The 22,952-nt window shown below is 67.6% G+C and carries 18 protein-coding genes; 12 read left to right on the top strand and 6 right to left on the bottom strand.

Annotation, left to right across the window (positions count from 1 at the left end; all coding sequences use genetic code 11):
• Positions 1–26: 26 nt before the first annotated feature.
• From R3A49_04430 to R3A49_04415, 4 genes are read left to right on the top strand one after another with little or no spacing between them, the layout of a single operon-like run.
• A complete protein-coding gene (locus R3A49_04430) occupies positions 27–1,154 on the top strand; it encodes an amidohydrolase family protein (protein ID MEZ5169976.1) in 1,128 nt (375 codons plus the stop codon).
• Positions 1,155–1,176: 22 nt separating this feature from the next.
• Complete coding sequence (locus tag R3A49_04425; protein MEZ5169975.1) at positions 1,177–3,108, top strand: hypothetical protein; 1,932 nt, start codon at positions 1,177–1,179, stop codon at positions 3,106–3,108.
• Positions 3,105–5,027, top strand: a complete 1,923-nt coding sequence (locus R3A49_04420; protein ID MEZ5169974.1) for a hypothetical protein — start codon at positions 3,105–3,107, stop codon at positions 5,025–5,027. The genes R3A49_04425 and R3A49_04420 overlap by 4 nt, the downstream gene beginning before the upstream one ends.
• Positions 4,954–6,081 carry a phosphotransferase gene (locus tag R3A49_04415; GenBank protein ID MEZ5169973.1) on the top strand — a complete coding sequence of 376 codons (1,128 nt, stop codon included), beginning with the start codon at positions 4,954–4,956 and terminating at the stop codon, positions 6,079–6,081. Before R3A49_04420 ends, R3A49_04415 begins: the two co-directional genes overlap by 74 nt.
• Here R3A49_04415 and R3A49_04410 read toward each other — a convergent pair.
• The gene (locus R3A49_04410) at positions 6,078–7,316 is read right to left on the bottom strand and encodes an acyl-CoA dehydrogenase family protein (protein ID MEZ5169972.1); all 1,239 of its coding nucleotides are present in this window, start codon (positions 7,314–7,316) and stop codon (positions 6,078–6,080) included. The genes R3A49_04415 and R3A49_04410 overlap by 4 nt on opposite strands.
• A gap of 98 nt (positions 7,317–7,414) precedes the next feature.
• Between R3A49_04410 and R3A49_04405 the strand changes: the two genes are divergently transcribed.
• The 8 genes from R3A49_04405 to R3A49_04370 all read left to right on the top strand — a co-directional run bounded on the left by R3A49_04405 (position 7,415) and on the right by R3A49_04370 (position 17,951).
• Positions 7,415–8,566, top strand: coding sequence for an acyl-CoA dehydrogenase family protein (locus tag R3A49_04405; protein ID MEZ5169971.1), 1,152 nt, complete (start codon positions 7,415–7,417; stop codon positions 8,564–8,566).
• A gap of 48 nt (positions 8,567–8,614) precedes the next feature.
• Entirely contained in the window at positions 8,615–10,054 is a 1,440-nt protein-coding gene (locus R3A49_04400) for an aldehyde dehydrogenase family protein (GenBank protein MEZ5169970.1), read from the top strand.
• Entirely contained in the window at positions 10,051–10,800 is a 750-nt protein-coding gene (locus R3A49_04395; protein MEZ5169969.1) for a glucose 1-dehydrogenase, read from the top strand. The genes R3A49_04400 and R3A49_04395 overlap by 4 nt, the downstream gene beginning before the upstream one ends.
• Positions 10,801–10,849: 49 nt before the next feature.
• Positions 10,850–12,322: a hypothetical protein gene (locus R3A49_04390; GenBank protein MEZ5169968.1), complete on the top strand. Its 1,473-nt coding sequence runs from the start codon at positions 10,850–10,852 to the stop codon at positions 12,320–12,322.
• Positions 12,319–13,869 (top strand): hypothetical protein, encoded by a 1,551-nt coding sequence (locus R3A49_04385; protein ID MEZ5169967.1) that lies wholly within the window; start codon positions 12,319–12,321, stop codon positions 13,867–13,869. Before R3A49_04390 ends, R3A49_04385 begins: the two co-directional genes overlap by 4 nt.
• Before the next feature lie 81 nt (positions 13,870–13,950).
• Entirely contained in the window at positions 13,951–15,213 is a 1,263-nt protein-coding gene (locus R3A49_04380) for an ABC transporter substrate-binding protein (GenBank protein ID MEZ5169966.1), read from the top strand.
• A 122-nt stretch (positions 15,214–15,335) separates the two neighbouring features.
• Positions 15,336–17,309, top strand: a complete 1,974-nt coding sequence (locus tag R3A49_04375) for an ABC transporter permease (protein MEZ5169965.1) — start codon at positions 15,336–15,338, stop codon at positions 17,307–17,309.
• A gap of 18 nt (positions 17,310–17,327) precedes the next feature.
• Positions 17,328–17,951, top strand: a complete 624-nt coding sequence (locus tag R3A49_04370) for an HAD family phosphatase (GenBank protein MEZ5169964.1) — start codon at positions 17,328–17,330, stop codon at positions 17,949–17,951.
• On the opposite strand, the gene R3A49_04365 is transcribed toward R3A49_04370, so the two are convergent.
• The 5 genes from R3A49_04365 to R3A49_04345 are packed head-to-tail and all read right to left on the bottom strand — an operon-like array spanning position 17,948 to position 22,885.
• On the bottom strand, positions 17,948–19,156 hold the full coding sequence (locus R3A49_04365) for a thiolase family protein (protein MEZ5169963.1): 1,209 nt from the start codon (positions 19,154–19,156) through the stop codon (positions 17,948–17,950). The two genes, R3A49_04370 and R3A49_04365, sit on opposite strands and share 4 nt — an antisense overlap.
• A gap of 45 nt (positions 19,157–19,201) precedes the next feature.
• Entirely contained in the window at positions 19,202–19,609 is a 408-nt protein-coding gene (locus tag R3A49_04360; protein ID MEZ5169962.1) for an OB-fold domain-containing protein, read from the bottom strand.
• A 49-nt stretch (positions 19,610–19,658) separates the two neighbouring features.
• Positions 19,659–20,621, bottom strand: a complete 963-nt coding sequence (locus R3A49_04355) for a hypothetical protein (GenBank protein MEZ5169961.1) — start codon at positions 20,619–20,621, stop codon at positions 19,659–19,661.
• A 7-nt stretch (positions 20,622–20,628) separates the two neighbouring features.
• Positions 20,629–21,384, bottom strand: coding sequence for a GntR family transcriptional regulator (locus tag R3A49_04350; GenBank protein MEZ5169960.1), 756 nt, complete (start codon positions 21,382–21,384; stop codon positions 20,629–20,631).
• 22 nt (positions 21,385–21,406) lie between these two features.
• Positions 21,407–22,885, bottom strand: coding sequence for an AMP-binding protein (locus R3A49_04345; protein MEZ5169959.1), 1,479 nt, complete (start codon positions 22,883–22,885; stop codon positions 21,407–21,409).
• Positions 22,886–22,952: the final 67 nt, after the last annotated feature.

The following is a 22,952-nucleotide window of genomic DNA, read 5'->3' as shown; positions in this document are numbered from 1 at the left end:
ATCCACCGAGTGAAACGGACCCCCTGATGGACATCCCGAAGATCTTCAGTGTCGACGACCACGTCCTCGAGCCACCGCACGTGTGGCAGGAGCGGCTGCCCAGGCACCTGCGCGACCGCGGCCCGCAGCTCATCTCGAACAAGGACGAGGAGTACTGGGTCTTCGACGGTGAGCGCGTCAAGCCGCAGGGCGCCGAGGCGTGCGCGGGCAGGGACCCCAAGGACTTCACGATGGGGACGGTGCGTCGCGACGAGATGCGCCCCGGCTTCTACGACCCCGTGGCGCGTCTGGAAGACATGGACACCGACGGCGTATGGGCACAGGTGCTCTTTCCGTCGGGAGTTCCGCGTATCTGCGGCAAGCGGTTCATCGACGCCCCTGACCACGACTTCGGACTGGCGTGCATCCAGGTGTGGAACGACTGGATCGTGGAGGAGTGGTGCGACGCTGCGCCCGACCGGTACGTGCCCCTGGCGATCGTCCCGATGTGGGACGCGCAGCTCTGTGCCGAGGAAGTCCGCCGGATGGCGGCCAAGGGAACGAGGGGGATCACCTTCAGCGAAGGACCACACCTCCTGGGATTCCCGTCGATCCACGACGAGTACTGGGATCCGCTCTGGGAGGCGCTGAGCGAGACCGGACTCGTGGCATGTCTGCACATCGGCTCGTCGGGTCAGTCGCTCGAGCCGCAGCCGGGCGGCCCGGTCGCACCGAGCATCGTGATGCTGCCGATGTACGCCGGCGTCGCAGCCAGCGAACTGATGTTCTCGCCCATTTTTGCCAAGTGGCCGAAGCTCCACTTCGTGATGAGCGAGGGCGGAATCGGGTGGGTTCCCTATGTGCTCGAGCGGGCTGAGTACACGTGGGAGCGTCACCGCTTCTGGACCGGTGCTGAGGACGCACCCCACCCGCTCGACATATTCCGCAAGCACATCTCGGTGTGCTTCATCGAGGATTCGTCGGGCATCGAGCAGCGGGATCGAATCGGCGTCGACAACATCATGGTGGAGATCGACTATCCGCACACCGACTCGTCGTGGCCGCACAGCCGCGAGAAGTTGTCACTGCATCTCAAGGACTGCACCCAGGACGAGATCGACCGCATCGTCTACGAGAACGCGGCCCGTGTGTTCAACTTCCCCGTGGAGTTCTGACGGCAGCGGCCGAGGGGGGTCCATGACGACGACTGACGAACGGACGGGACCCTCCGCGGCGCACGGCATCCTGCTCGTTCCCGATCGACGCGGCGTCCAGGGCCCGACGACCCGCCGCCATTTCTACCGGGCCGCGTTCGTCTACTGGACCGTCGCAGTCCTCGGAATGCTCCCGACATGGCTGGGCTGGCGCGCGTCGTGGCGGGCCTTCGGGTTGGGGATGCTCTGGCCGGGAGCCGGTTTCCTCTACACGTCCGACGTGCTCCTTCTGGTCCTCACGATCGCCGTTCTCGGTCTCACGCTCAAGAACTTCTGGCTCCAGGGCAACTTCGTGTTCCCCGCGGCCGCGTGGGTCGTTGCGGCCGCCGGCGCCGCCGTGCGAGCGCCGTCCGGTGCGTGGGTGTGGGCCGCGTGGGCGGTACCGCTCGTCCCGGTGACCGTGGGCGCAGCCTTGTTCGTCCGGAAGAGGATCCAGATCCTGCGGCAGCGCCGCGTCGGTGAGTCGCGCAACGAGTGGCTGGCCCACACCGAGTACCGCGTTCCGGGTCGGGGCAACACGCCGGACGTGGGGGAGCACTCCGCCGACGACCTGGCGTGGCAGCGGTACATCCTCGATCTGTCCCTCCAACCCGTCGACCGCTTCGTCGGCTGGACCGCGCGCAATCAGGTGGACATGGGCGCGTGGCGCTACACGTGCAACTGGTTCCAGTGGGCGCTGGCTCTCGCGCAGTCGACCCGCACGCCGGCGTTTCACGGCTACCTGTCGCTGGCGCAACGGAACCTCATCGAGAAGATGTGTGACCGCCGTGTCTGGGAGTACTGGCGCCACGAGAACCTCTGGGGAAACCTCAACCCGAGTCCGGACCCCGTGGTGGTCGACAACGTCATGTTCTCGGGCTACTGGTCCCTCATGCTGGAGACGTACCGGTCCAACACCGGTGACGACCGCTACGAGACGCCGGGCTCCCTACCCATGAGATGGGACAACTCGCGGGTCTTCGAGTACGACGCACCGGCTGTGGCTACCGCCCTGGAGGACAACCTCGACCGCAGCAGCTACGGCGGCTTTGCCTGTGAGCCCGGAATCATCTTCACGTCGTGCAACGCCTTCGCGTTGAGCGGCCTGCGTGCACGCGCGCGCCTGGCGGGCGGTGACCTCGATCCCGGGCGGCTCGCCGAGTACCGCGACACGGTCGACCAGGAACTGACGAGCCCGTCGGGCTCACTGCTCACGGCGGTATTCGATCGTTACGGCGTAGCCAACACAATCGTGACGTCTCCCGGTGTCGACGCCGGACAGGCGCTCTTCGTGCGGCCGTTGCTCCCGGATGTGTCGGCTCGCACGTGGGAGATCCTCAGGCACGACCACATCATCGAGACCGATGACGGTGTCGACGTGGCGTCGGGGGGTCTGAGCCGTCAGATCGGCAACGTCGACCCGGGCAACGGGGACAGGTCCCGTGTGTTCATGCTCGCAACCATGGCGGCGCTCGCCCGGGAGATGGGCGACGAAGCCATCGCCGGGAAGCTGATGATCACCGCGCAGTCGGAGGCCGACGTGGAGGACGTCCAGGGAGGACGCCGCTTTGCGACAGCGTCGAACTTCGCGAACGGCACAGCGGCTCTCGCCCGCTTCAACCGGGCCGACGGCTGGTACGACCTGATCGTGACGGGTCCTCCGTCCCATTGGCTGACAGGTCCGGTGCTGGCCGAGGCGCCGTACCCGGAGGTGCTCGTTGCCCGGGCCGTCACCGACGGGTCCGGCCTGGCGCTGGTGCTGCGGCCGGGTGAGGGGAGCGGTCGCCGCACGCTGCGCCTCGGTCGTCTCCGCCCGGGGGTGTCCTACACGCCCCGCGGCGCGATCGAGGCGGTGGTGACGGCTGATGCCGGTGGTGGCGCCGACGTCACGGTGGACCTCGACGGCCGCCTCGAGGTGGACGTGGTCCCACGATGACGCATGTCACCGCGGTAGCGGGCCCGACTCCGTTGACCATCCCGCCCTACCGGGGGGTGCAGGGGCCGCGGATGCGGGTGCGCTGGTACCGCACCATGGCGATCTACGCAGCGATAGTCGTCATCGGGCTCCTCCCTGCGTGGCTGGGGTGGGGCCCGTCCTGGCGGGCGTTCGGTCTGGGGCTGATCTGGCCCGGCGCCGGGTTCCTCTACACCTCGGACGTCGTGCTCCTGGCGCTGACGCTGCTAGCGATGCTTGCTCTCCAACGCAAGGCCATGTTCCAGGGAGCGATCACGTGGCTGGCGGGTGCGTGGCTGCTCGCGGCACTCGTAGCAGCGATCCGCGCCCCGTCGGGAGTGTGGCCGTGGGCCGCGTGGGTGGTCCCCCTGGTACCCGTCGTGCTCGGCACTGCCCTGTTCGTGCGAACACGCCTCCACCGAGGCCGCCAACGTCGCGTGGGCGCCGGGCGCAACGAGTGGCTGGCCCGCACCGAGTATCGCGTCCCGGGCTCGTCGGGTGACGTCGTCGGAGAGCTCGACGAAGAGCAGCTCAGGTGGCAGCGCCATGGGCTCGACCTGGCTCTCCAGCCCGTCGACTCGTTCGATGGCTTCGTGACCCGCAGCCAGGTCGACGACAGTGCCTACCGGTACCAGTTCGCGTTCCTGCAGTACGCGCTCGCGCTCTCGCAGCGTGTCAACACGCCCGCATTCGACGGCTACATCTCGCAGGCTCAGCGCAACCTCATCGAGAAGATGTGTGACAGGAGGGTGTGGTCGTACTGGCGGCACGAGAACCTCTGGGGGAACCTCGACGCCAATCCCGATCCTGTGCGACGTGACAACGTCATGTACTCGGGCTACTGGAGCCTGATGCTGGAGACCTACCGGTCCAACACGGGCGACGACCGCTACGAACGGCCGAACTCACTGCCCCTCCACTGGAAGGATGGCCGGGTCTTCGAGTACGACGCCGGACGTGTGGCCGAGGCGATCGGCGTCAATCTCGATTCGCGCGGCGGCTGGGGGATGTTCCCCTGCGAGCCCGGCAATGTGTTCGCCGCGTGCAACTCCTTCCCCCAGGCCGCGCGCCTGGCCCGGATCCGCAACGAGGGATCCGCGCCCGGCACTGCCGGCGCCGACGCGTACCGTCATCTACTCGAGGAGGAGATGACTGCACCCGACGGCACACTCCTGCTCGTACTGCACCCACGTCTGGGCATCACGAACACTGTCCTCCGCAGCGCTTTCGCCGATGCTGCCGTGGCGTACTTCCTCCGGCCCGTTGCGCCCGAAGCGTCGGCCCGCACGTGGGAGATACTCCGTCACGACGTGGTGTCGGTGACCGACGACGGCGTCGACATCGTGTCCGGTGGTCTCGACAAGTGGGTCGGTGGCGTTGATCCCGGGAACGGCGACAGGAGCGGTGCCTACGGCAAGATCCTGTTCGCCCTCCTTGCCGTCGAGATGGGTGACGTCGAGGTGGCACGCGGTCTGCTCCGGCTGGCCGAGGAAGCCGATCCACCCGTCGACGACACCGGTCGAACGTGCCATCCCCACGCCTCGAACATCGCGAACGCGAAGGCCCTGACGTGTCGCGTGTCGCGCCAGGACGGCTGGTTCCACCTGGTCGCCACGGGAATCCCGGGGGAGTGGCGGAGTGGCCCGCTGCTCGCCGAGGCCCCGTACCCGGACGTTCTCGTGGCCCGTGCCGTCACCGATGGCGCCGCGTTGTCGATGGTGCTGCGTCCGGGAGGCGAGAGCGGGCGCCACCGGGTCCGCCTGACGCGTCTGCGCCCCGGCGCGACGTACGACGTCAGTGGCGCCGTCGAGAGCCGCATCACGGCCGATGACCACGGGACAGCCGTGGTCGACGTGGATCTTTCCGATCGACTCGACATCGAGGTTCACCCTGCCAACTGAGTTGTTCCCCCTTCCTCGTTCCATCGATGAGATCACACCTGGGTGGCTGTCCGCCGCCCTGGCGGACCGCCACACCGGTGTCCGCGTCGCCTCCGTGGAGCCGAACGACGTGATGGCGGGCAGCGCGACCAAGATCCGCCTGTCCGTCAACTACGAGGAGCACGGCCTCGACGAGTGGCCTCCGCGCTCGCTCGTGGTCAAGTCGTGTTTCGACGACGAGGTCCGGGCGCTGGGCGAAACACCCAACGCCACGGAGGTCCTGTTCTATTCGAGCGTCGCTCCTCTGCTGCGAGGCGTCGACATCCCCACGTGCCTCGGAGCTGCCACGGACGACACCGGACAGTCGGTTCTTCTCCTCGAAGACCTCGACACCTGCGAGGCGAGCTTCGGTCGTGCGACGGACCCGCTCGGCGTCGATACCGTGGCCGAGGCCCTGGAGCAGCTGGCGCGGCTCCACGCTCGCTGGTGGAACGATCCTGCGGGTGAACCGGCCGGTCTCGAGATCGGTGCGATCGGCCTCCGGGCGGTCATGGAGCTCATCCTCGGGCCCGAGAGCTGGGAGCACGCCCTCACGCTCCCTCGTGCCCAGTACGTGCCGGCACATCTCCTGGACCGCGAGCGGATCCAGGCCGCGGTCATGGCGCTCTGGGAACACGACGCCGTGCCACCGCACTGCCTGATCCACGGCGACACGCACCTGGGGAACTACTTCTTCGTCGACGGCCGACCGGGCCTCCTCGACTGGCAGACGGCGCAGAGAGGGCACTGGGCCCACGACGTGGCGTATTTCGTGACGGGTGCGCTCACTGTCGAGGACCGCCGAGCTCACGACCGCCGGCTTCTCGGCCACTACCTCGATGTTCTCTCGTCGGAGGGCGCCGACCCGCCCGGCGCCGACGACGCCTGGGGTGATTTCCGACGGCACCTGCTGCACGGATTCACGTGGTTGGTGTGTCCGACGTCGATGCAGCCCGAGGACGTGTGCAGTACCAACACGCAGCGTTTCGCCGCCGCCGTCGACGACCTGGAGGCGCTGCCTCTCCTGGAGGGCTAGTCCGAGTCGGCCCAGGGGTCGCGCGGCAGGCCGAGGACGCGCTCGGCGATGATGTTGCGTTGGATCTCGCTCGTTCCGCCGCCGATGGTCGAGGCGCGGGTCCGGAGATACCCGAGGATCCATTTCCCCCGGTCGGGCGCGTCGGTGGCGTGTCGGTCGAGCACGCCGGCGGGCCCCGCGGTGTCGAGAGCCAGCTCGTAGAGCTCCTGCTCCGACTCCTGGCCGAAGAGTTTGGCGATCGAGCCCTCGGGACCGATGTCGCCGCCGGCCATCACGCGTCCGAGATTGCGCGCGCCGTTCACGCGGATCAGCTGGGCGTTCACCCAGGTGCGTGCGATGCGTTGGCGGAGCCGGGGATCGCGAGCCCGAGGACGACCGGATTCGTCCGTCGTCTTCTTCGCCAGTGCGATCACCTGGTCGAGGGTTGCTGCGAATCTGAGCTGGGAGGCCATGAAGAGGGTCGACCGCTCGTGGGAGAGCGTCGTGCGCGCTACCTGCCATCCGTGGTCGAGATCGCCGACGACGTTGGACAGCGGTATCCGTACGTTGTCGAGGAAGACCTCCGCGAACTCCGAGTCGCCGCCGAGCTGGCGGATGGGACGCACGTCGAGACCCTCGGCGTCCATGGGAACGAGCACGAACGAGATCCCGTGGCGCTTGGGAGCACCCGGATTCGTCCGCACGAGGGCGAACATCCAGTCGGCGATCTGGGCGCCCGACGTCCAGATCTTCTGGCCGTTGATCACGAGCTCGTCACCGTCGATCACACCTCTCGTCCGCAACCCGGCCAGGTCGGATCCCGCGTTGGGCTCCGAGAAGCCCTCGCACCAGAGGTGCTCCCCGGTGAGCATCGGGTGAAGGAATCGCTCGCGCTGCTCGTCCGTGCCGTGGACGATGATCGTGGGCCCGCAGATCGACAGGCCGGTGTTGCCGATCACCATCGGGGCTTTCCGAGTGGCGATCTCGGTGTGGTACACGACCTGTTCGAGGAGCGTGGCATCGCGCCCGCCGAACTCCTCCGGCCAGTGGATCCCCACCCACCGCCCGCTCGCGAGCGTCGCCTGCCAGTCGCGAAACCACGCGATGCGCTCGGCGGGGTCGCGGGGGAGTCGGAAATCAGGCGTTCCCCATCCGTTGGGGAGGTTGTCGTCGAGCCAGCCGCGCAGTTCGTCGCGGAAGCGCACCTCGTCCGCCGAGAGGGCGGGCCCGTCGCCGGTGTCGGTGTCGACCGTCATCCCCTGCATTGTGACGGCAAACCCGGATCCAGTAAAATCATTGAGATGATTCGGCCGGGTGACCCGTCCACGGCGACCGGTGCCGGGGAGGAGACCGCGTGGATTTCGACCTGACCGACGAGCAGAAGCTCCTGCGCGAGGCCGCCCGGGACTTCGTCGCCCGTGAGTGCCCCTCCGAGCTGGTCAGGCGGCACGCGGCGGCCGGATCCTACGAGCCCGCTCTCTGGAAGAAGTTCGCCGAGACCGGGTGGCTCGGGATCGGCATCGATCCCGAATACGGCGGCTCGGGTGGCGACATCCTCGACATGGCGGTCGTTCTCGAGGCGACGGCAACAGGAATCGAGGCCATCGGCCCGACCTTCGCCACGATGTGCTTCGGCGGCCAGGCCCTCATGCACATGGGCAACGATGAGCAGAAGAAGGAGTTCCTCCCCAGGATCGTGGAGGGCGACGCGCGGTTCGCTCTCTCCATCACCGAGCCCGGCGGTGGGACCGACGTCCTCGGTGCCATGCAGACAACGGCCACGAAGGTCACCGGCGGTTGGGAGATCAACGGCTCCAAGATGTTCACGTCGGCCTCCACCGACGCCGACCACCTCGTGGTGGTGGCCCGTACGTCGCCACCCGGCGCCAAGCAGGCTCATGGCGTCAGCGTCTTCCTGCTCGATGCAAACACCGACGGAGTCGAGCTCCAGCCGATCAGGGCGATGAACAACGAGGACACGAACGCCGTTTTCTACGACGGAGCGTTCGTTCCCGAGCACCGGCTTCTCGGGGAACTCGATCGAGGCTTCTACAGCCTGCTCGGAATGCTCAACAACGAGCGGCTCGGTATCGGCGCGCTGTGCCTCGGCTGGGGTGCCGCAGGTTTCGACGAGGTACGCCAGTACGCGCTCGAGCGGGAGGCGTTCGGTGGCGTGATCGGCAGGTTCCAGGCGGTCCAGCACCACCTCGCCCGGATGCACCTCCTGATCGAGCAGTCGCGCCTGATGGTGTACAAGGCGGCGTGGCTCCAGTCGCAGGGCCGACCGTGCGGCCTGGAGGCCACCTCCGCCAAGTCGGTGGCCGCGGAGAACGTCTTCCAGGCTCTCGACCTGGGAATGCAGGTTCTCGGCGGACGTGGGTACACCGAGGACTCCGACCTCAACCGCTACTGGCGCCGCGTACGCCTCTTCCGGCTGGCACCCGTCTCCAACGAGATGGCCCTGAACCACATCGCCGAGTGGCACGGCATGCCCCGGAGCTTCTGAACGCCCCGGCGGCCGGCGACACCCACGACACGACACGGAGACCACGCGATGACCGACCAGCTGATCGTCGACGGGGAACTGAGGCCGGCTGCCGCGGGCGCCGTTCTGGCCGTGGAGAACCCCTCGACCGCCGAGACCGTGCGCCGAGTCGCTCTCGGTGGCCTCACCGATGCCGACGCCGCCATAGCGAGTGCTCGTCGCGAGGCCGACACCGGTCAGTGGCCGACGATGCCGCCCGCCGAGCGCGCCGACGTGATGAGGCGCCTCGGTCGACTGCTCGAGCAGAACGAGGACCTCTTCGCCGACCTCCTCGTCGAGGAACTCGGGGCCCTGCGCACACAGGTGAAGGCAATTCACGTCGTGCGTCCGATGGCGAACTACTGGGATCAGGTCGAACGGGGGAGCAGGTCCCTGGACGAGCCACTCCCCCCGATCGAGGGCCCCGTCCCGACCGCCCAGATGATCGTCCGGGAGCCCCGGGGGGTGGTGTCGGCCATCGTCCCGTGGAACTTCCCACATTTCCTGGACCTGTGGAAGGTGGGCCCGGCCCTGGTCACCGGCAACACGGTCGTCCTGAAGCCGGCGCTCGAGACGCCGTCGGTTGCGCTCGAACTCGGTCGTCTCGCTCTGGAGGCCGGGGTTCCACCGGGTGTCCTCAACGTCGTGACAGGCGGATCCGATGTCGGCGAGATGCTCACGACCGATCCCCGCGTCGACATGGTCTCCTTCACCGGATCGACGACCGTCGGCCGGGCCATCGCCTCGGCCGGCGGCCGAACGATGAAGCGGATGGTGCTGGAGCTCGGCGGCAAGTCGGCTCTCGTGGCACTCGACGACGCCGACCCGACTCGAGTCGCGCAGGCGGCCATGCGCTTCGTCCTCAACTGTGGGCAGGGGTGCGCGCTCATGACGCGGCTCGTACTCCACGAGAGCATTCACGACGAGGTCGTGGAGCAGCTCGTGGCAATCGTCCGCTCGCTGGAGGTCGGTCCCGCTGACGATGAAACGAGTCAGGTCGGGCCGCTCATCTCGGCCACCCATCGGGACCGCGTGGAGGGCTACATGGCATCCGGGCGCGAGCAGGGCGCGACGGTCGCTGTCGGAGGAGGGCGCCCGGATGTCGAGGCAGCCGGCTACTACGTCGAGCCGACGGTCTTCATCGACGTCGACAACGGAATGCGGATCGCCCGGGAGGAGATCTTCGGACCGGTCCTTTGTGTCATGCGCTACGCGGGAAGCGACGACGAGGCCGTGGCCATCGCCAACGACTCCGAGTACGGGTTGGCCGGCTCGGTGTGGAGTGCGGATGTCGCGCGGGGGATCGCCGTCGCACGGCGGATCCGAGCCGGGAAGATGTCGGTCAACGAGTACACCTCGTCGGTGGACGGCCCGTTCGGCGGCTACAAGCAGTCCGGCGTCGGGCGCGAGCTCGGTCAACTGGGCATCGAGGAATTCACCGAAGTCAAACACCTGGCCTGGGGGTCATGATGGGACGTCTGGACGGAAAGGTCGCGATCGTCACCGGTGCCGCACAGGGCATCGGCGTGGAGTACTGCAGGGCTCTCGCCGTCGAGGGTGCGAAGGTCGTGGCGGCCGACATCAACGAGGAGGGAGCCGGCGCGACAGCCGATGCAGTCGACGGCGAGGCCATGTCGGTCGGCGTCGATGTCGTCGATGTCGAGTCGACCGAGGGTATGGCCGGCGCAGTCCTGGAGAGGTTCGGGCGGATCGACGCACTCGTCAACAACGCGGCTCTCTACTCGGGACTCACACCTGGAGATCCGTTCGAGATCGATCCCGACGAGTGGGACCGCGTGATGGCGGTCAACGTTCGCGGCCCCTGGCTGTGTGCGCGCGCTGTCGCCCCGGCGATGAGGAAGCAACAGAGCGGCCGCATCGTCAACCAGGCATCCGTCGCGGCGTGGGGTGGCTCGTCCCTGATGCACTACTCCGTGTCGAAGGCGGCCGTGATCGGGCTCACGCGGGGGATGGCGAAGCTCCTGGGCGGCGACGGCGTCACCGTCAACACGGTGGCACCGGGACAGATGGACACGGAGTCGACGCTGGCGATCCTCTCCGAGGAACGGATGCAGCAGATGAGCCAGGCCCAGGCGGTCCACCGAGTCGGTACCCCGCGTGATCTCGTGGGGGCCGTCGTCTACCTCTGCTCGGACGAGTCGTCGTTCATGACGGCCCAGACCCTGATCATCGACGGCGGCCTCGTCATCGTGTGACCCGATCGGACACACCGGACACCCACGGATCAAGAGACCAAGGAGCGCCATGAGCATTCACCGCCCGTTCCAGGACCCCACACCCGAGTCGGTTCGCGACTTCATCGACGCCGTTCCGCTGTACGCCGCGGACGTCGACGACCCGACCTTCTTCACCGACGACCGGCTCGTGGCCCGCCGGAACGAGCTCCTGCGGAGGCAGCTGGGGTGGCTCGCCGAGGCGAGCCCGTACTACAGGAAGGTGTTCGCCACCGAGGGCGTCGAGGTCGGAGACATCGGGAGTACCGACGACCTCGTGGGCCTGCCGGTCACGACCAAGCAGGACCTCATGGGGGACCCCGAGTCCTTCCGCCTCGCCTTCGAACAGCCCGGCCTCTACGACCTCACCTACCAGACCGTCTACACCACGGGAACGACGACAGGGCTGCCCACGAAGTACGAGTACACGACCCACGACTTCTTCGGTGTGCTCCAGGCCGGGCGCCGCCAGAACAAGCTGGCGTACCAGGTCCCCGGCGACAGGTTCTTCACGGCGTTTCCCCTGAGCCCCCTCCCACACGTCTCGGGCTTCGCCGGCCTGATCGAGAACGCGGCGGGGCTGGGCTTCTTCCACGGGTTCGGCGGCATGAGCTACGACGAGTTCCCGATCCACAACCCGTCGGACTACATCGCCGACCAGATCGAGCTGGTCCAACCCCAGGTCGTCGCCGGGATCGGCAGCTTCCTGCGCCGGATGTTCGCTGACATGGCCAGAGACGGGCGAGATCTCTCGTCCATCGTCGGGGTCAACGCCAGTGGCGAGGTGCTCACAGAGCGGATGCTCGACCACATGCGGGAGAACCTGGCTGCGTGCGGCGCGAGCCCGGTCTTCGTCTCTGCGCCCTACGGCTTCACCGAAGGAGGGTTGAGCTTCGGGCAATGCCGGGAGGCAGGACCTCTTCACGGCACGGCGCCCGACCAGATCTTCATGGAGGTGCTCGACCCCGACAGTGGGGAGCGACTTCCCGACGGCGAGCGGGGTCTCGTCACGATCACACACCTGAATCGTCGCGGGATGCCGCTGCTGCGCTACCAACTCGGAGACCAGGGTGTCATTCGGAACAGCCGTTGCGAGGCGTGTGGTCGCGGTGGTCAGTCGATGATCGTGTCGTCGGGAAGCGCGCACATCACGCGTACCAAGGAGATCCTGAAGATCAAGGGGACTCTGGTGAATCCCCAGGTCATCCACGAGGTCGTCATGAACACGCCGGGGGTCCTGGAGTACCGGATGATCGTGTCCCACAGGGACCCCGGCGATCCGCTGTCACCGGACCGGCTGTTGATCCGGATCGGGATCGACGAGGGTGACGACGTTTCATCATGGAACGAGGGCGGGAGCTCCACGAAGCAGCTGGAGGTCGCTGTGAAGCAGGCGACCGAGGTCACGCCCGATGTGGAGCTGGTCGAGGACCTCTCCGAGATCTACGACCCCACGACGGAGTTCAAGGCACAGCGGATTCTCGACGAACGGACGTTCGAGTGAGCCCTGGAGACGATCCGACCCCGGTGATCATCGGGGTCGGCGAGGTCACCGAAGGTGAGGTCGCCACGCCGCGCGAGCCCGCCGATCTGATCGTGGAGGCTCTGTCTCGCGCTGTCGACGACACCGGGGCGACGGGGGACGTGCGCGCGGCGATTCGACGTCTCGATGTCATCTCCGTTGCGTCCTGGCCGTACGACGATCTCCCGGGGTTGGTGAGCGAGCGTGCCGGCGTCGACCCGGGGGAGCGCGTGCACACCGACTGGGGTGGCAATCAGCCGACGCTTCGAATGGCACGCGCCGCCGCAGAGTTCGCGCAGGGTTCACGTGGCGTCGCGGCGATCTGTGGTGGTGAGGCGTTTCGCTCACTGGAGGTCTCGCTGAGGGAGGGCGGGTTCCCACCCTGGACGCACCCGGTTCGAGCCGAGCCGATGGATCCCGCCGACATCAATGCCGAGCCCGTCGTCACCCACGGCCTGTCGATGCCACCCGAGGCGTATCCGCTCTTCGAGAACGCAGGTCGAGTCGCCCGCGGCGAGTCGCTCGACGAGGCACAACGGTGGTCGGCCGACGTGTGGGCGGGGTTCTCCGAGATCGCGGTGCGCAACAGGCACGCCTGGTTCAAGCAGACGCGCACCGCCGACGAGATCCGGACCGTCGGGACGGCGAACCGGATGATCGCCTTCCCGTATCCCAAGCTCATGAACGCCCTGATGTCCGTCAACATGGGCTCCGCCGTCCTCGTGGCCGACCTGGCCACGGCCCGCGAGCTCGGTGTCGACGAAGACCGGCTGGTCTTCCCGTGGGCAGCGGCGGGGGTACGCGACACCTCCGAGCCGCGCGACGGCCCGGTGGGCGCGCACGACGCCGTCGGTCTCCTGGTCCGTCCGCGCTACGACCGGTCCGCCGCCATGGAGACGAGCCTCGACGGTGCTCTCGCAGCGGCCGGGAGTGGCATCGACGACATCGATCTGATCGAGCTGTACAGCTGCTTTCCGTGTGTCACGAGGATGGCGGCACGGCACCTCGGGATCGAGGGTCGCCGTCCGCTCAGCGTCACGGGAGGACTCACCTTCTTCGGGGGCGCCGCGAACGCCTACATGGTCAACGCCACGTCGGCCATGGTGCGGGCGCTACGCAACGACGACGGCCGCACGGGGCTCCTCTACGGCCAGGGCGGGGTCGTCACGAAGCACCACGTCCTCCTCGTCGGGCGCCGACCCCGCCCGGGAGGCTTCGATCGGGGCTACGTGCGGGCCGACGAGTGCCGACAGGAGCGACTGGAGGCGGACCACCCGCTCGTTCCCTTCGACGTCTCGCCCGACGGTGAGGCGGTCGTCGAGACCTCCAGTGTGAAGTTCGGCCGGGACGGTGAGCCCCTCTTCGGGTACGTCATGGCTCGGCTCGCCTCGAGCGGTGCACGGTGCGTCGCACACGTCACGGACCCCGACGACATGGCCCGGCTCCAGGCCGACGACTCGGGGATCGGCCTGACCGGTACCGTGACCGCGGGCTCCGAGGGCGCCAACTCGCTCACACTCGTCGATTGACTCGCACGCGAGGCAAATAGATAATAGAGTTAGACGTATCTCGTCAGGGCGCTCAGCGCCGGCCGATTCCGGGGGGAACCAATGTCGATCAGGTCCTGGTGGCGCTTCGTCGCACTGTTCGCAGTCCTGGCGCTCGTCGTCGCAGCGTGCGACAGCGACAGCTCCGACGACAGCAATGACAACGCGTCCGACGACATGGACATCCCGCAGGGCCCGCCAGTGAGCGGTGACCCCTTCAAGATCGGTGTCGTGTACGCGAGCGGAGTGGGCGGAGTCGATCTTCCCGATCTCGCGAACGGCGCTCAGGCCGCGGCCCAGTACGTGAACGACGAGAAGGGTGGTATCGACGGACGACCCGTCGAGGTCGTGGAGTGCAACGCCATGGCCGACCCGGCGGCGGCGGCCGACTGTGGGCAGAACTTCGTCGACGAGGGCGTGATCGCGGTCACGGGCCTGGAGCCCACCTGGGGCGACAACGGCCTCCCGGTCACGGACGCGGCCGGTATTCCCTTCATCGGGCTCCCCATTTCGTTTGCCGAGTTCACGACACCGACGAGCCACCCGTTCGGTGGCGGCTCGTTGACGGCGTTTCCGGCTCTGGCGAAGTTCGCCGCCGAGGATGTCGGTGTCGAGAACGCCGCGATCATCCACACCGACATCGAGGCCGGCAAGCTCGCTGCGGAGACCCTGCTGCGCGACCCGCTCGAGGAGGCCGGTGTCGACGTGACCCTTGTCTCGGAGTCGAGCGGCGCGGCCGACTTCACGCCCGCCGTTGCCGAGGCACTGTCGGGCGACCCCGATTCGGTGTTCATCCTCTTCGACGCCTCAGACTGCGGCCGGATCCTCGCAGCGCTCGAACAGGCCGGTTACCAGGGAGACCTCTTCGGCACGGGAGCATGTGCGAACGACGAAGCGCTCGAGGTCGCCGGGGAATCGGCTGTCGAGGGCTTCTACCTCAACTCCGATACGCACTACCGGGCCGTCGAGGGAGAGCCCGAGTTCGAAGATGCGCAGATCATGATCGACCGACTCGACCGGTACGCCGACCAGGAGGTCACGAGCTTCGCGGCGGCGACCTTCTCCGAGGTCGTGACCGCTGTGAACATCGCCAACGACATCGCTGACGAGCAGGGTGTCGATGCCGTGAGCGCCGAGACGATGCTGGCGCAGATCGAGTCGCTTGTCGACTACCCGATCTTCGACGGCGATGTCATCGACTCAACGGCACCGGTGGAGATCGCCGGTGTCGCGACCGGTGTCTACGTTCCGACGCAGCGGATCTACCAGTACACGGATGGCGAGTTCGTCGACGTCGGTGGCGGCTGGGTCAACGGGTTCGAGTAGCGACAGTGAGGGGTGAGGTGGCGGGCGACCGACTGCTGCTTCCGCCGCCGGCCCCTCCTGCTGTTCGCTCTCGTCGGACGGTGACGCCACCGTCGCCCCGCCTGATCGGAACCGGCTGAAACATGCAGGACTTCTTCCTCTTCGCCATGCTGGGCCTCGGCTCGGGCGCCGTCTACGCGATCCTCGGACTCGGGCTCGTGCTCGTCTACCGGGGCTCGGGTGTCGTCAACTTTGCCTACGGGGCGATGGCGATGATCGCGACGTTCCAGTACGTCGACATGGTCGAGGGCGGAATGCGTGAGACCACGGCGCTCGCTCTCACCCTCGCGATGTCGGCGATCGGTGGCGTCCTCCTCTACCTCCTGATCTTCCGACCACTGCGCGACGCGCCGGCCCTCGCCAAAATCGTGGCCTCACTCGGCCTGCTCCTGGCACTCCAGCAACTCGCCGTCATCCAGTACGGGACCCAGACCCGCGTCGTGCAGAGCATCCTGCCCGACGAGGTCGTGACGCTCTTCGACGTCAGCTTCGGTCGGAACCGCCTCTGGCTCTTCGTCGTGACCGTGGTCATCGCGACCTTCCTCTGGGCGCTCTACAAGTTCTCACTGTTCGGGATCGCCACGCAGGCCGCCGCCGAGAACGAGAAGGGCGCCGTGCTCCTCGGCTACTCGCCGACCCTGATCGGAGCCGCCAACTGGGCGCTGGCGGCGGTGCTGGCCGCCCTCGCCGGCATCCTCATCGCCCCGATCACGTCACTGACGTCGACAGGCTTCACGCTCCTCATCATCCCGGCGCTCGCCGCGGCGCTTCTCGGGCGGTTCACATCCTTCGCCATCACGGCTGCCGCCGGGATCGCCATCGGCATCGGCCAGTCCGAGATCACGCGGTATTGGGATCAGCCCGGAGCCAAGGACGCGCTGCCGTTCGTCGTCATCATCCTGGCCATGGTGGCGACGGGGAAGCTCGTTCCCAGCCGTGGCTCGCTCAGTGCAGGACGCTCCCCACTCGCACCCGTCGCCCGGCTGACGGGCTCGCGTGTCGCACTGGCTTCGGTCGGTGTCCTCGCCGCGGTCGCGGGCCTCTACCTGTTCGACCGATCGCTCCAGTCGGCGTTGCTCACGACGCTCATGATCGCGATCGTTGCACTCTCCCTCGTGGTCATCACGGGTTTCGTGGGGCAGATATCACTGGCCCAGATGACCTTCGCCGGACTCGGAGCGCTCTTCGTGTCCAAACTCGCCGACGGTTCCGGTGTGCCGTTCCCACTCTCGATACTGCTCGCCGCCGTCATCACGGTCCCGGCGGGAATCGTGCTGGGCCTGCCGGCACTGCGTGTGCGCGGCGTCAACCTGGCTGTTGTCACCATCGGGGCGGCGGTCGCCGTGCAGTCGATGGTGTTCGACAACGGCGACATCACGGGTGGCCTCGACGGCAGCCCTGTACCGGACCCGACACTCTTCGGCGTCGATCTCGCACCGATCGAGCATCCCGAACGCTACGGCGTCTTCGTCCTCGTCGTGCTGGTTCTCCTCGCCGTGGCTGTGAGCAACCTGCGGCGCGGGTCGGTCGGTCGACGATGGCTGGCCGTCCGTCACAACGAACGTGCCGCGGCAGCGTCGGGCATCAACGTGGCGGCGGTCAAGCTCCAGGCCTTCGCCCTCTCGGCCTTCGTCGCTGCGCTGGCCGGCGGGATGCTGGCCTACATGACGAACCGCGTCGCGTTCGGGCAGTTCAGCCCCCTCCAGTCGATCTTCGTCGTGGCCATCGGCTACATCGGTGGAATCGCCAGCGTCGGCGGCGCGCTCATCGCGGGGATGATGGCGAGCGGCGGCTTCTTCTACTCCTTCCTCGGGGAGTTCTTCGACAGCGGACGCTACGACGCCGTCTTCTCGGGTGTTCTGCTCATCCTCATCGCGATCTTCTACCCCGACGGGGTGTCGGTGGCGATCGGGCGCAGCTGGGCCTGGGCCCGTCGCCGCCTCGGGCTCGCCGGACCGGGCACCGAATCGGGTGGCGAGGAACCCGACGGTACCGACGGTTCTGAGGCAGGCGAGGGCGACGCGTCCCTCCCGGTCGGCGCCCCGAGCCCCGGATAGCACCTCAGTGAGGACGATGTGACGATCTCGGCTGTGGTCTTCGATCTGGGTGGCGTCCTCACCGTTCCACCCTTCGTCGGCATCAACGCCTACGAAGACGAAATCGGCCTGCCGCGCGACAGTCTGATTCCCTACTTTCGCGGCGATCCCGTCATGTCACGTGTGGAGCGGGGCGAGATCCCCGTTCGCGACTTCTGGAAGTACCTCGGTACGACCGTCCAGGAGCGGCACGGAGTCCGCATCGACCTCCGTCGCTTCGCCGAGGTGGCCGAGACCGCCGGATCCCTGGAGCCACAGATGATCGACCTGGTGCGTGAGCTCCACGGCCGGTACCGGCTCGGCCTGCTCACGAACAACGTGAAGGAGGCGAGCAAGTGGCGTCGGGAGCTTCCCCACGACCTCTTCGACGTTCAGATCGACTCCTCGGACGTGGGACTGCGCAAGCCCGATCCGCTGATCTACGAGCTCATGGTCGAGAAGATCGGTCACCCGGCGTCGAAGATCGCCTACGTCGACGACTTCGAGGAGAATCTCCCACCCGCGCGTGACCTCGGGCTCAACGTCGTCCACTTCACCGATCCCGGGCAGTGCCGCGCCGCCCTCGAAGCGTTCGGGATCGACATCTCGAACGGAGAGGGTTAGGCCGCGGACCTCTCGAGGATGTGCACGCCACAGGCGGAGCCGAGGCCGATCACGTGGGCCAGACCGACACTGGCACCCTCGATCTGACGGTCGCCGGCCTCGTCGCGGAGGTGATGGCAGACCTCCCAGATGTTGGCGATGCCGGTGGCGGAGATCGGATGGCCCTTCGACTGGAGGCCACCCGAGACGTTCACCGGCATGTCGCCGTCGCGCCAGGTGGCACCCGACTCGAAGAAGTCGACGGCGCCGCCCTCCTCGCACAGCTTCAGGTTGTCGTAGTGCACCAACTCCGCGGTGGCGAAGCAGTCGTGGAGCTCCACGAGGTCGAGGTCGTCGGGGCCGACCCCTGCCTGCTCATACGCCTGCTCCGCGGCGCTTCGGGTGAGGGTGTTCACGTCGGGCAGTACCTGGCATCCCTCGACATAGGGATCTGACGTGAGAACCGACGCCGACACCTTCACGGCGCGCCGCTGCTGATCGAGGGACAGAGACTTCAGCTTCTCGCCCGACACGACGACGGCGGCGGCGCCGCCGTCGCAGTTCGCCGAGCACATCGGTCGGGTGTTCGGGTAGGCGATCATGATGTCTCCCATGATCTCCTCGAGTGTCATCTTCTTGCTGTAGGCCGCCAGTGGGTTGAGCGTGGAGTGCGCGTGGTTCTTCTCGCTGATCCGGGCGAACATCTCGAACGCCGCGCCGTCGTACGGGTGCTCGTGGAGGTACTCCATGCCCACCTGGGCGAAGGTGCCCGGCATCGTGTCGGTGCCGATGCGCCCGTCGACGGGGGCGACGGCGCCGTAGCGGCCCTTCGGCTCCCACGTCTGCTTGTCGGGCGCGACCGCGCCGCCGGCGAGGAGCCCGGCACCGGCCAGGTTCTCGACGCCGACCGCGAGGCCCATGTCGCACTCGCCCGCCTTGACCGCCATGATGGCCGCCCGGAGAGCGGTCGCGCCGGTGGCGCACGCGTTGGCGACGTTGAACACCGGGATACCCGTCTGACCGATCTGCTTCTGGAGTTGCTGGCCGAACCCCGCCGAGGCGTTCATCAGGTTGCCCGCAGCGAGCACTCCGACGTCGGCCATCGTGACGCCGCCGTCGGCGAGCGCCGCCATCGCGGCCTCGGCGCCGAGGTCGACGGCATCCTTGTCAGGGTGTTTGCCGAACTTCGTCATCGTTATGCCGAGGATGAAGATGTCGTCGCTCATGGAGGTCTCCTTGCAGGTGGTGGAAGTCGGGATCGGGCAGGTCGGTCAGGAAGAAGGCTCGAAGCCGAAGCCCACAGCCTCGACACCGTCGTCGTCGGTGCCGATCGGGGTGGTCGTGAGGCGGACGCGCATCCCGAGCTTCACATGCTCGGGATCGGGGTCGGTGTTGACGACGTTGCCGCGCACGCTCGTGCCGTCGAGGTCGATGACCCCGGCGACGAACGGGACCGGCACGCCCGGGGCTGCGAACGACACGATCGTGAACGATGTGAGGGTCCCCTCGGTCGGGAGGTCGACCGACCGGAAATCGATGCCGAAGCACGAGGCACAGGCGTTGCGCCGGTCGAAGAACCGCGCGCCGCAATGGGTGCACTCGTGGGCAACGAGGTGCGGAGGGTCGTCGAGAACGAGGTAGTCGACGAGCGGGATCTGGGCGGGCGCCTCGGTACTCACATGGCCTCCTGATCGTGTGCCGGGTGGTCGGCGGCCACCAGTCTGGCGCTCAGGTCTGGATGAACTCGAAGCGCTCGATCGTGAACCGCTGGTCGTCGGTCGGGTTTCCGGGGTAGCCCGACACGTTGGTGCCGCCGTCGTTGTTGTCCTGCCAGCAGCAGGCGTGGGCACCGGATCGGTTGAAGTCCACGCGACCCCTGGTCGTGGTACCGAGAGGGAGCGCCGGCCTGCCCTGTTGGATGCGCGTCACGTGCCGCCGATCGGCGAACAACTCGAGGGCCCGGCCGTCGGTGGTCCAGTGTGTCGTGAACTCATGGGGCTCGGACGGGTCGAGCCAGATGGTCCCGGCGACCACCCAGCCCTTGAGCTTGGCGTACATCACCAACACGGGTGCGGCGCCGGGGATGGGAGTCTGGAACGGCCACGAACGACGGAGCTTCCCCATTCGGAATGCCGTGGCGCCCAGCTTCGAGCTGGGTGGGAGCCACAGGAAGCCGCCGCCGATGTAGCGCTCCCTGTCGGAGCCGTGCTCCTCCATCGTGGCGAAGTCGAGTCCGAGCCAGTCCTGCGTGATGCACCCGCCGGTGCCGAGGAGCTCGCTACCGAGAGCGAGGCACTCCATGCGCACGTTGTGGTAGCGCAGCGTGCGACCGGGCATGAGCAGGTTCGGATGGCGTGACGTGTCGTGTTCCCATTCGGCGAAGTGGGGTGTGTAGTCGACGCCGTGGGGGGCGCTGGCCATGTCGCGTGTCGTGTAGCCCTCGTCGGTCGCCTGACCGGCCGGCATGGTGAGATCGAAACCCCGCTCCGGGTCGTTGCCGATCATCCCTGGGTTGTTGCCGACCAGGCCGTCCCACTTGAGGGGCTCACCCTTGGTGTAGGGACCCTGGTAGTTGGCGTGCAGCGACTCGCGGTAGGTGAGCCGGTGCGGGCGTTCCCCGCGCCCGTCGACCTCCCAGATCGTGTCGCCGCGTGTGATCTGTTCGTAGAGAGTGTCTTCGCGGAGTTCCACGTGGTCTTCAGCCGAACAGGTCGACGAGTGTGCGCGCCCCACTCGCGCCGACCCCGAAGTGCTCGCGGTTGGCCTCCATGTGTGCCCGCCAGTGGGCCTCGGCCTCATCGGCCCTGCCGGCATCGATGAGATCGAGCAGCTTGCTGTGGGAGCGTACAGCCGCCTCGCGCTGCTTGACGCTGGCGGGGCGGTCACTGCTCTCCCTGACGACAGTCGCCTGATGCAGCTCGATGATGTCGGTGAGCATCCCTGCGAAGACTGCCAGGGTTTCGTTTCCTGCGTTCTCGAGGAGGCGTTCGTGGAACACGGCCGAAGCATGTGCGAAGGCCTCGGGGTCGTCGACGAGCCCTGCCTCCTCCTCGACGATCTTTCGGAGCTCCGCCTTCGCTCTCTTGGTGCCGTGCTCTGCGACGAGTCCCGCCGCCGGTGGCTCGATGATGAGGCGGGCGGCGTAGACGTCGCCCACGCTGGCGCCGCGGAACTGGAGGAGGAGTCCGGCGTGGCGGGCCGCCACCTCCGTGCTGGGCGTGTGGACCCGCGCGCCGCCACGGGAGCCACGCCGAATGCTGATCAGCGATTCCGACTCGAGCACCCGGAAGGCCTCCCGCAGCGTCGGGCGGGAAACCCCGAACTCCTCCATGAGCTCGGCTTCGGGGGGAAGGGCGTCCCCCTCGCTCAGTTCCCCGAGGACGATCTGGCGTCGAAGCTGGGATGCGACCAGTTCGGCGGTCTTGGGAACCCGGACTCTCTCAGTGGAGACCATCACACCGGACCTTTCATCTCGATCATTGAGAAAGGTTAGTGGTTGCCAGCTCCGTCACCGAGGGTCGGTGGACCTTGTCGATTTCGTTGCGTGGCAGGGCGTCGACGGTGACGAAGCGCCGAGGAACCTGGTAGTGCTCGAGGTGGTCCCGGCACCAACCACGGATCTCCTCGAGGTCGGCGGCGACACCGTCGTCGGTGGCGAGGACGGCGACCGGGATCTGTCCCAGGCGTTCGTCGGGGATCCCGACCACGGCCGCTTCCTTCACGGCCGGGTGCTGTTCGAGCGTGCGCTCCACGTGGAGTGGCGCAATGTTGAAACCGCCGCAGATGATGAGATCGTCCGCGCGGCCTTCGATCCACACGAAGCCGTCGGCATCGACGCGGCCGACGTCACCCAGGCGGTGCCAACCCTCGATCCCCCGGATCCCTCGCGCCCACAGCTCTCCTGAGGACCCGACAGGAAGGATGCCGGCGTCGGGATTCGATGCACCGGCGACGACCGCTATCTCGATACCCGGGTGTGGCCGGCCCACGGAGCCTCTCTTGACGGCTCCGAACTCCGCGTGATCGGTGGGTCTCCACCCGACGATCTCCCCGCCGGTCTCGGTCTGACCATACGCCTGGAGTACAGCGGTCCCGAATCTCTCCTCGAAACGCTCGGCCACCTCGGGGGACAGCGGCGCCGACCCTGCGCGCGCGAAACGCAACGAGGCGAGATCGGACGGATCGATGTCCGCGTCGAGCAGCATCGACAGCGCCGTGGGGTTGAGAGCGACCGAGCTGATCCGGTGCTCGCGGACCAGGCGTGCGGCCTCCAGGGGCTCGAACTTGGCCATGAGAGCCGTTCGACGACCGGTCATGAGTGTGATGAGAAGGGGTAGGAGCCCGGCGAGGTGAAGGAGCGGGAAGCAGACGAGGTTGACCGACGTCTTGAGCGCCGGACCACGAGAGGAACTGTCGTTGCGTGCCGCCAACGCGCGCACGCCCGCAAGGCTGGCATCGATCGATTCGTAGGTGACCTCGAGGCGCTTCGGCTCGCCGGTCGTGCCCGAGGTGCCCATGAGGACCGCCACGCCCGGGAACTGCTGCACGCGGCTGTCGGCTCCCTTCTCCACCGTGATGGCGCACTCCAGGTCGTCGGGAGCTCCCGGGTGGGCGGTCACGAGGGCCATCGTGGCGGGCGCGGCCGAAGCCTCGGCACCGGCGCGCCGTGGTGAGAGCGTCAGGGCCGTGGCGCCCAGGCGGAATACAGCCAGGAGCCCGACGACACCGGCGGGGGAGTTGGGCAGGACGAGCGCAACGGGCGAACCGGCACCCACACCGAGCTCGTCGAGGCGGTCGACCAGGTCGCCGACGGCGACCGACAACTCGCCGTAGCTGTACCAGCGGTCACCGTGACCGAGCGCGGGCGCGTCGGGATCCAGGGAGAAGATCTCGGCGATCGCCTCCATGAAGCCGGGAGTCACCGCGCCAGGCCCACCGTCTGTCTCGGACAGCATCACCTGCCGGCTCCCCTGTAGCCCTGGTTCTCCGACCCCATTCGCAGTATCATCATACTTGGTTAGC

This window comes from Acidimicrobiia bacterium (assembly GCA_041394025.1).
Classification (GTDB): Bacteria; Actinomycetota; Acidimicrobiia; order IMCC26256; family JAOSJL01; genus JAOSJL01.
This window is presented reverse-complemented; position numbering and strand designations above follow the sequence as displayed.

Coding starts and splice junctions, on each gene's coding strand:
- R3A49_04430 (MEZ5169976.1), top strand. CDS start 27: ATGGACATCCCGAAGATCTTCAGTGTCGACGACCACGTCCTCGAGCCA.
- R3A49_04425 (MEZ5169975.1), top strand. CDS start 1,177: ATGACGACGACTGACGAACGGACGGGACCCTCCGCGGCGCACGGCATC.
- R3A49_04420 (MEZ5169974.1), top strand. CDS start 3,105: ATGACGCATGTCACCGCGGTAGCGGGCCCGACTCCGTTGACCATCCCG.
- R3A49_04415 (MEZ5169973.1), top strand. CDS start 4,954: ATGACCACGGGACAGCCGTGGTCGACGTGGATCTTTCCGATCGACTCG.
- R3A49_04410 (MEZ5169972.1), bottom strand. CDS start 7,316: ATGACGGTCGACACCGACACCGGCGACGGGCCCGCCCTCTCGGCGGAC.
- R3A49_04400 (MEZ5169970.1), top strand. CDS start 8,615: ATGACCGACCAGCTGATCGTCGACGGGGAACTGAGGCCGGCTGCCGCG.
- R3A49_04395 (MEZ5169969.1), top strand. CDS start 10,051: ATGATGGGACGTCTGGACGGAAAGGTCGCGATCGTCACCGGTGCCGCA.
- R3A49_04390 (MEZ5169968.1), top strand. CDS start 10,850: ATGAGCATTCACCGCCCGTTCCAGGACCCCACACCCGAGTCGGTTCGC.
- R3A49_04380 (MEZ5169966.1), top strand. CDS start 13,951: ATGTCGATCAGGTCCTGGTGGCGCTTCGTCGCACTGTTCGCAGTCCTG.
- R3A49_04375 (MEZ5169965.1), top strand. CDS start 15,336: ATGCAGGACTTCTTCCTCTTCGCCATGCTGGGCCTCGGCTCGGGCGCC.
- R3A49_04365 (MEZ5169963.1), bottom strand. CDS start 19,156: ATGAGCGACGACATCTTCATCCTCGGCATAACGATGACGAAGTTCGGC.
- R3A49_04350 (MEZ5169960.1), bottom strand. CDS start 21,384: ATGGTCTCCACTGAGAGAGTCCGGGTTCCCAAGACCGCCGAACTGGTC.
- R3A49_04345 (MEZ5169959.1), bottom strand. CDS start 22,885: ATGCTGTCCGAGACAGACGGTGGGCCTGGCGCGGTGACTCCCGGCTTC.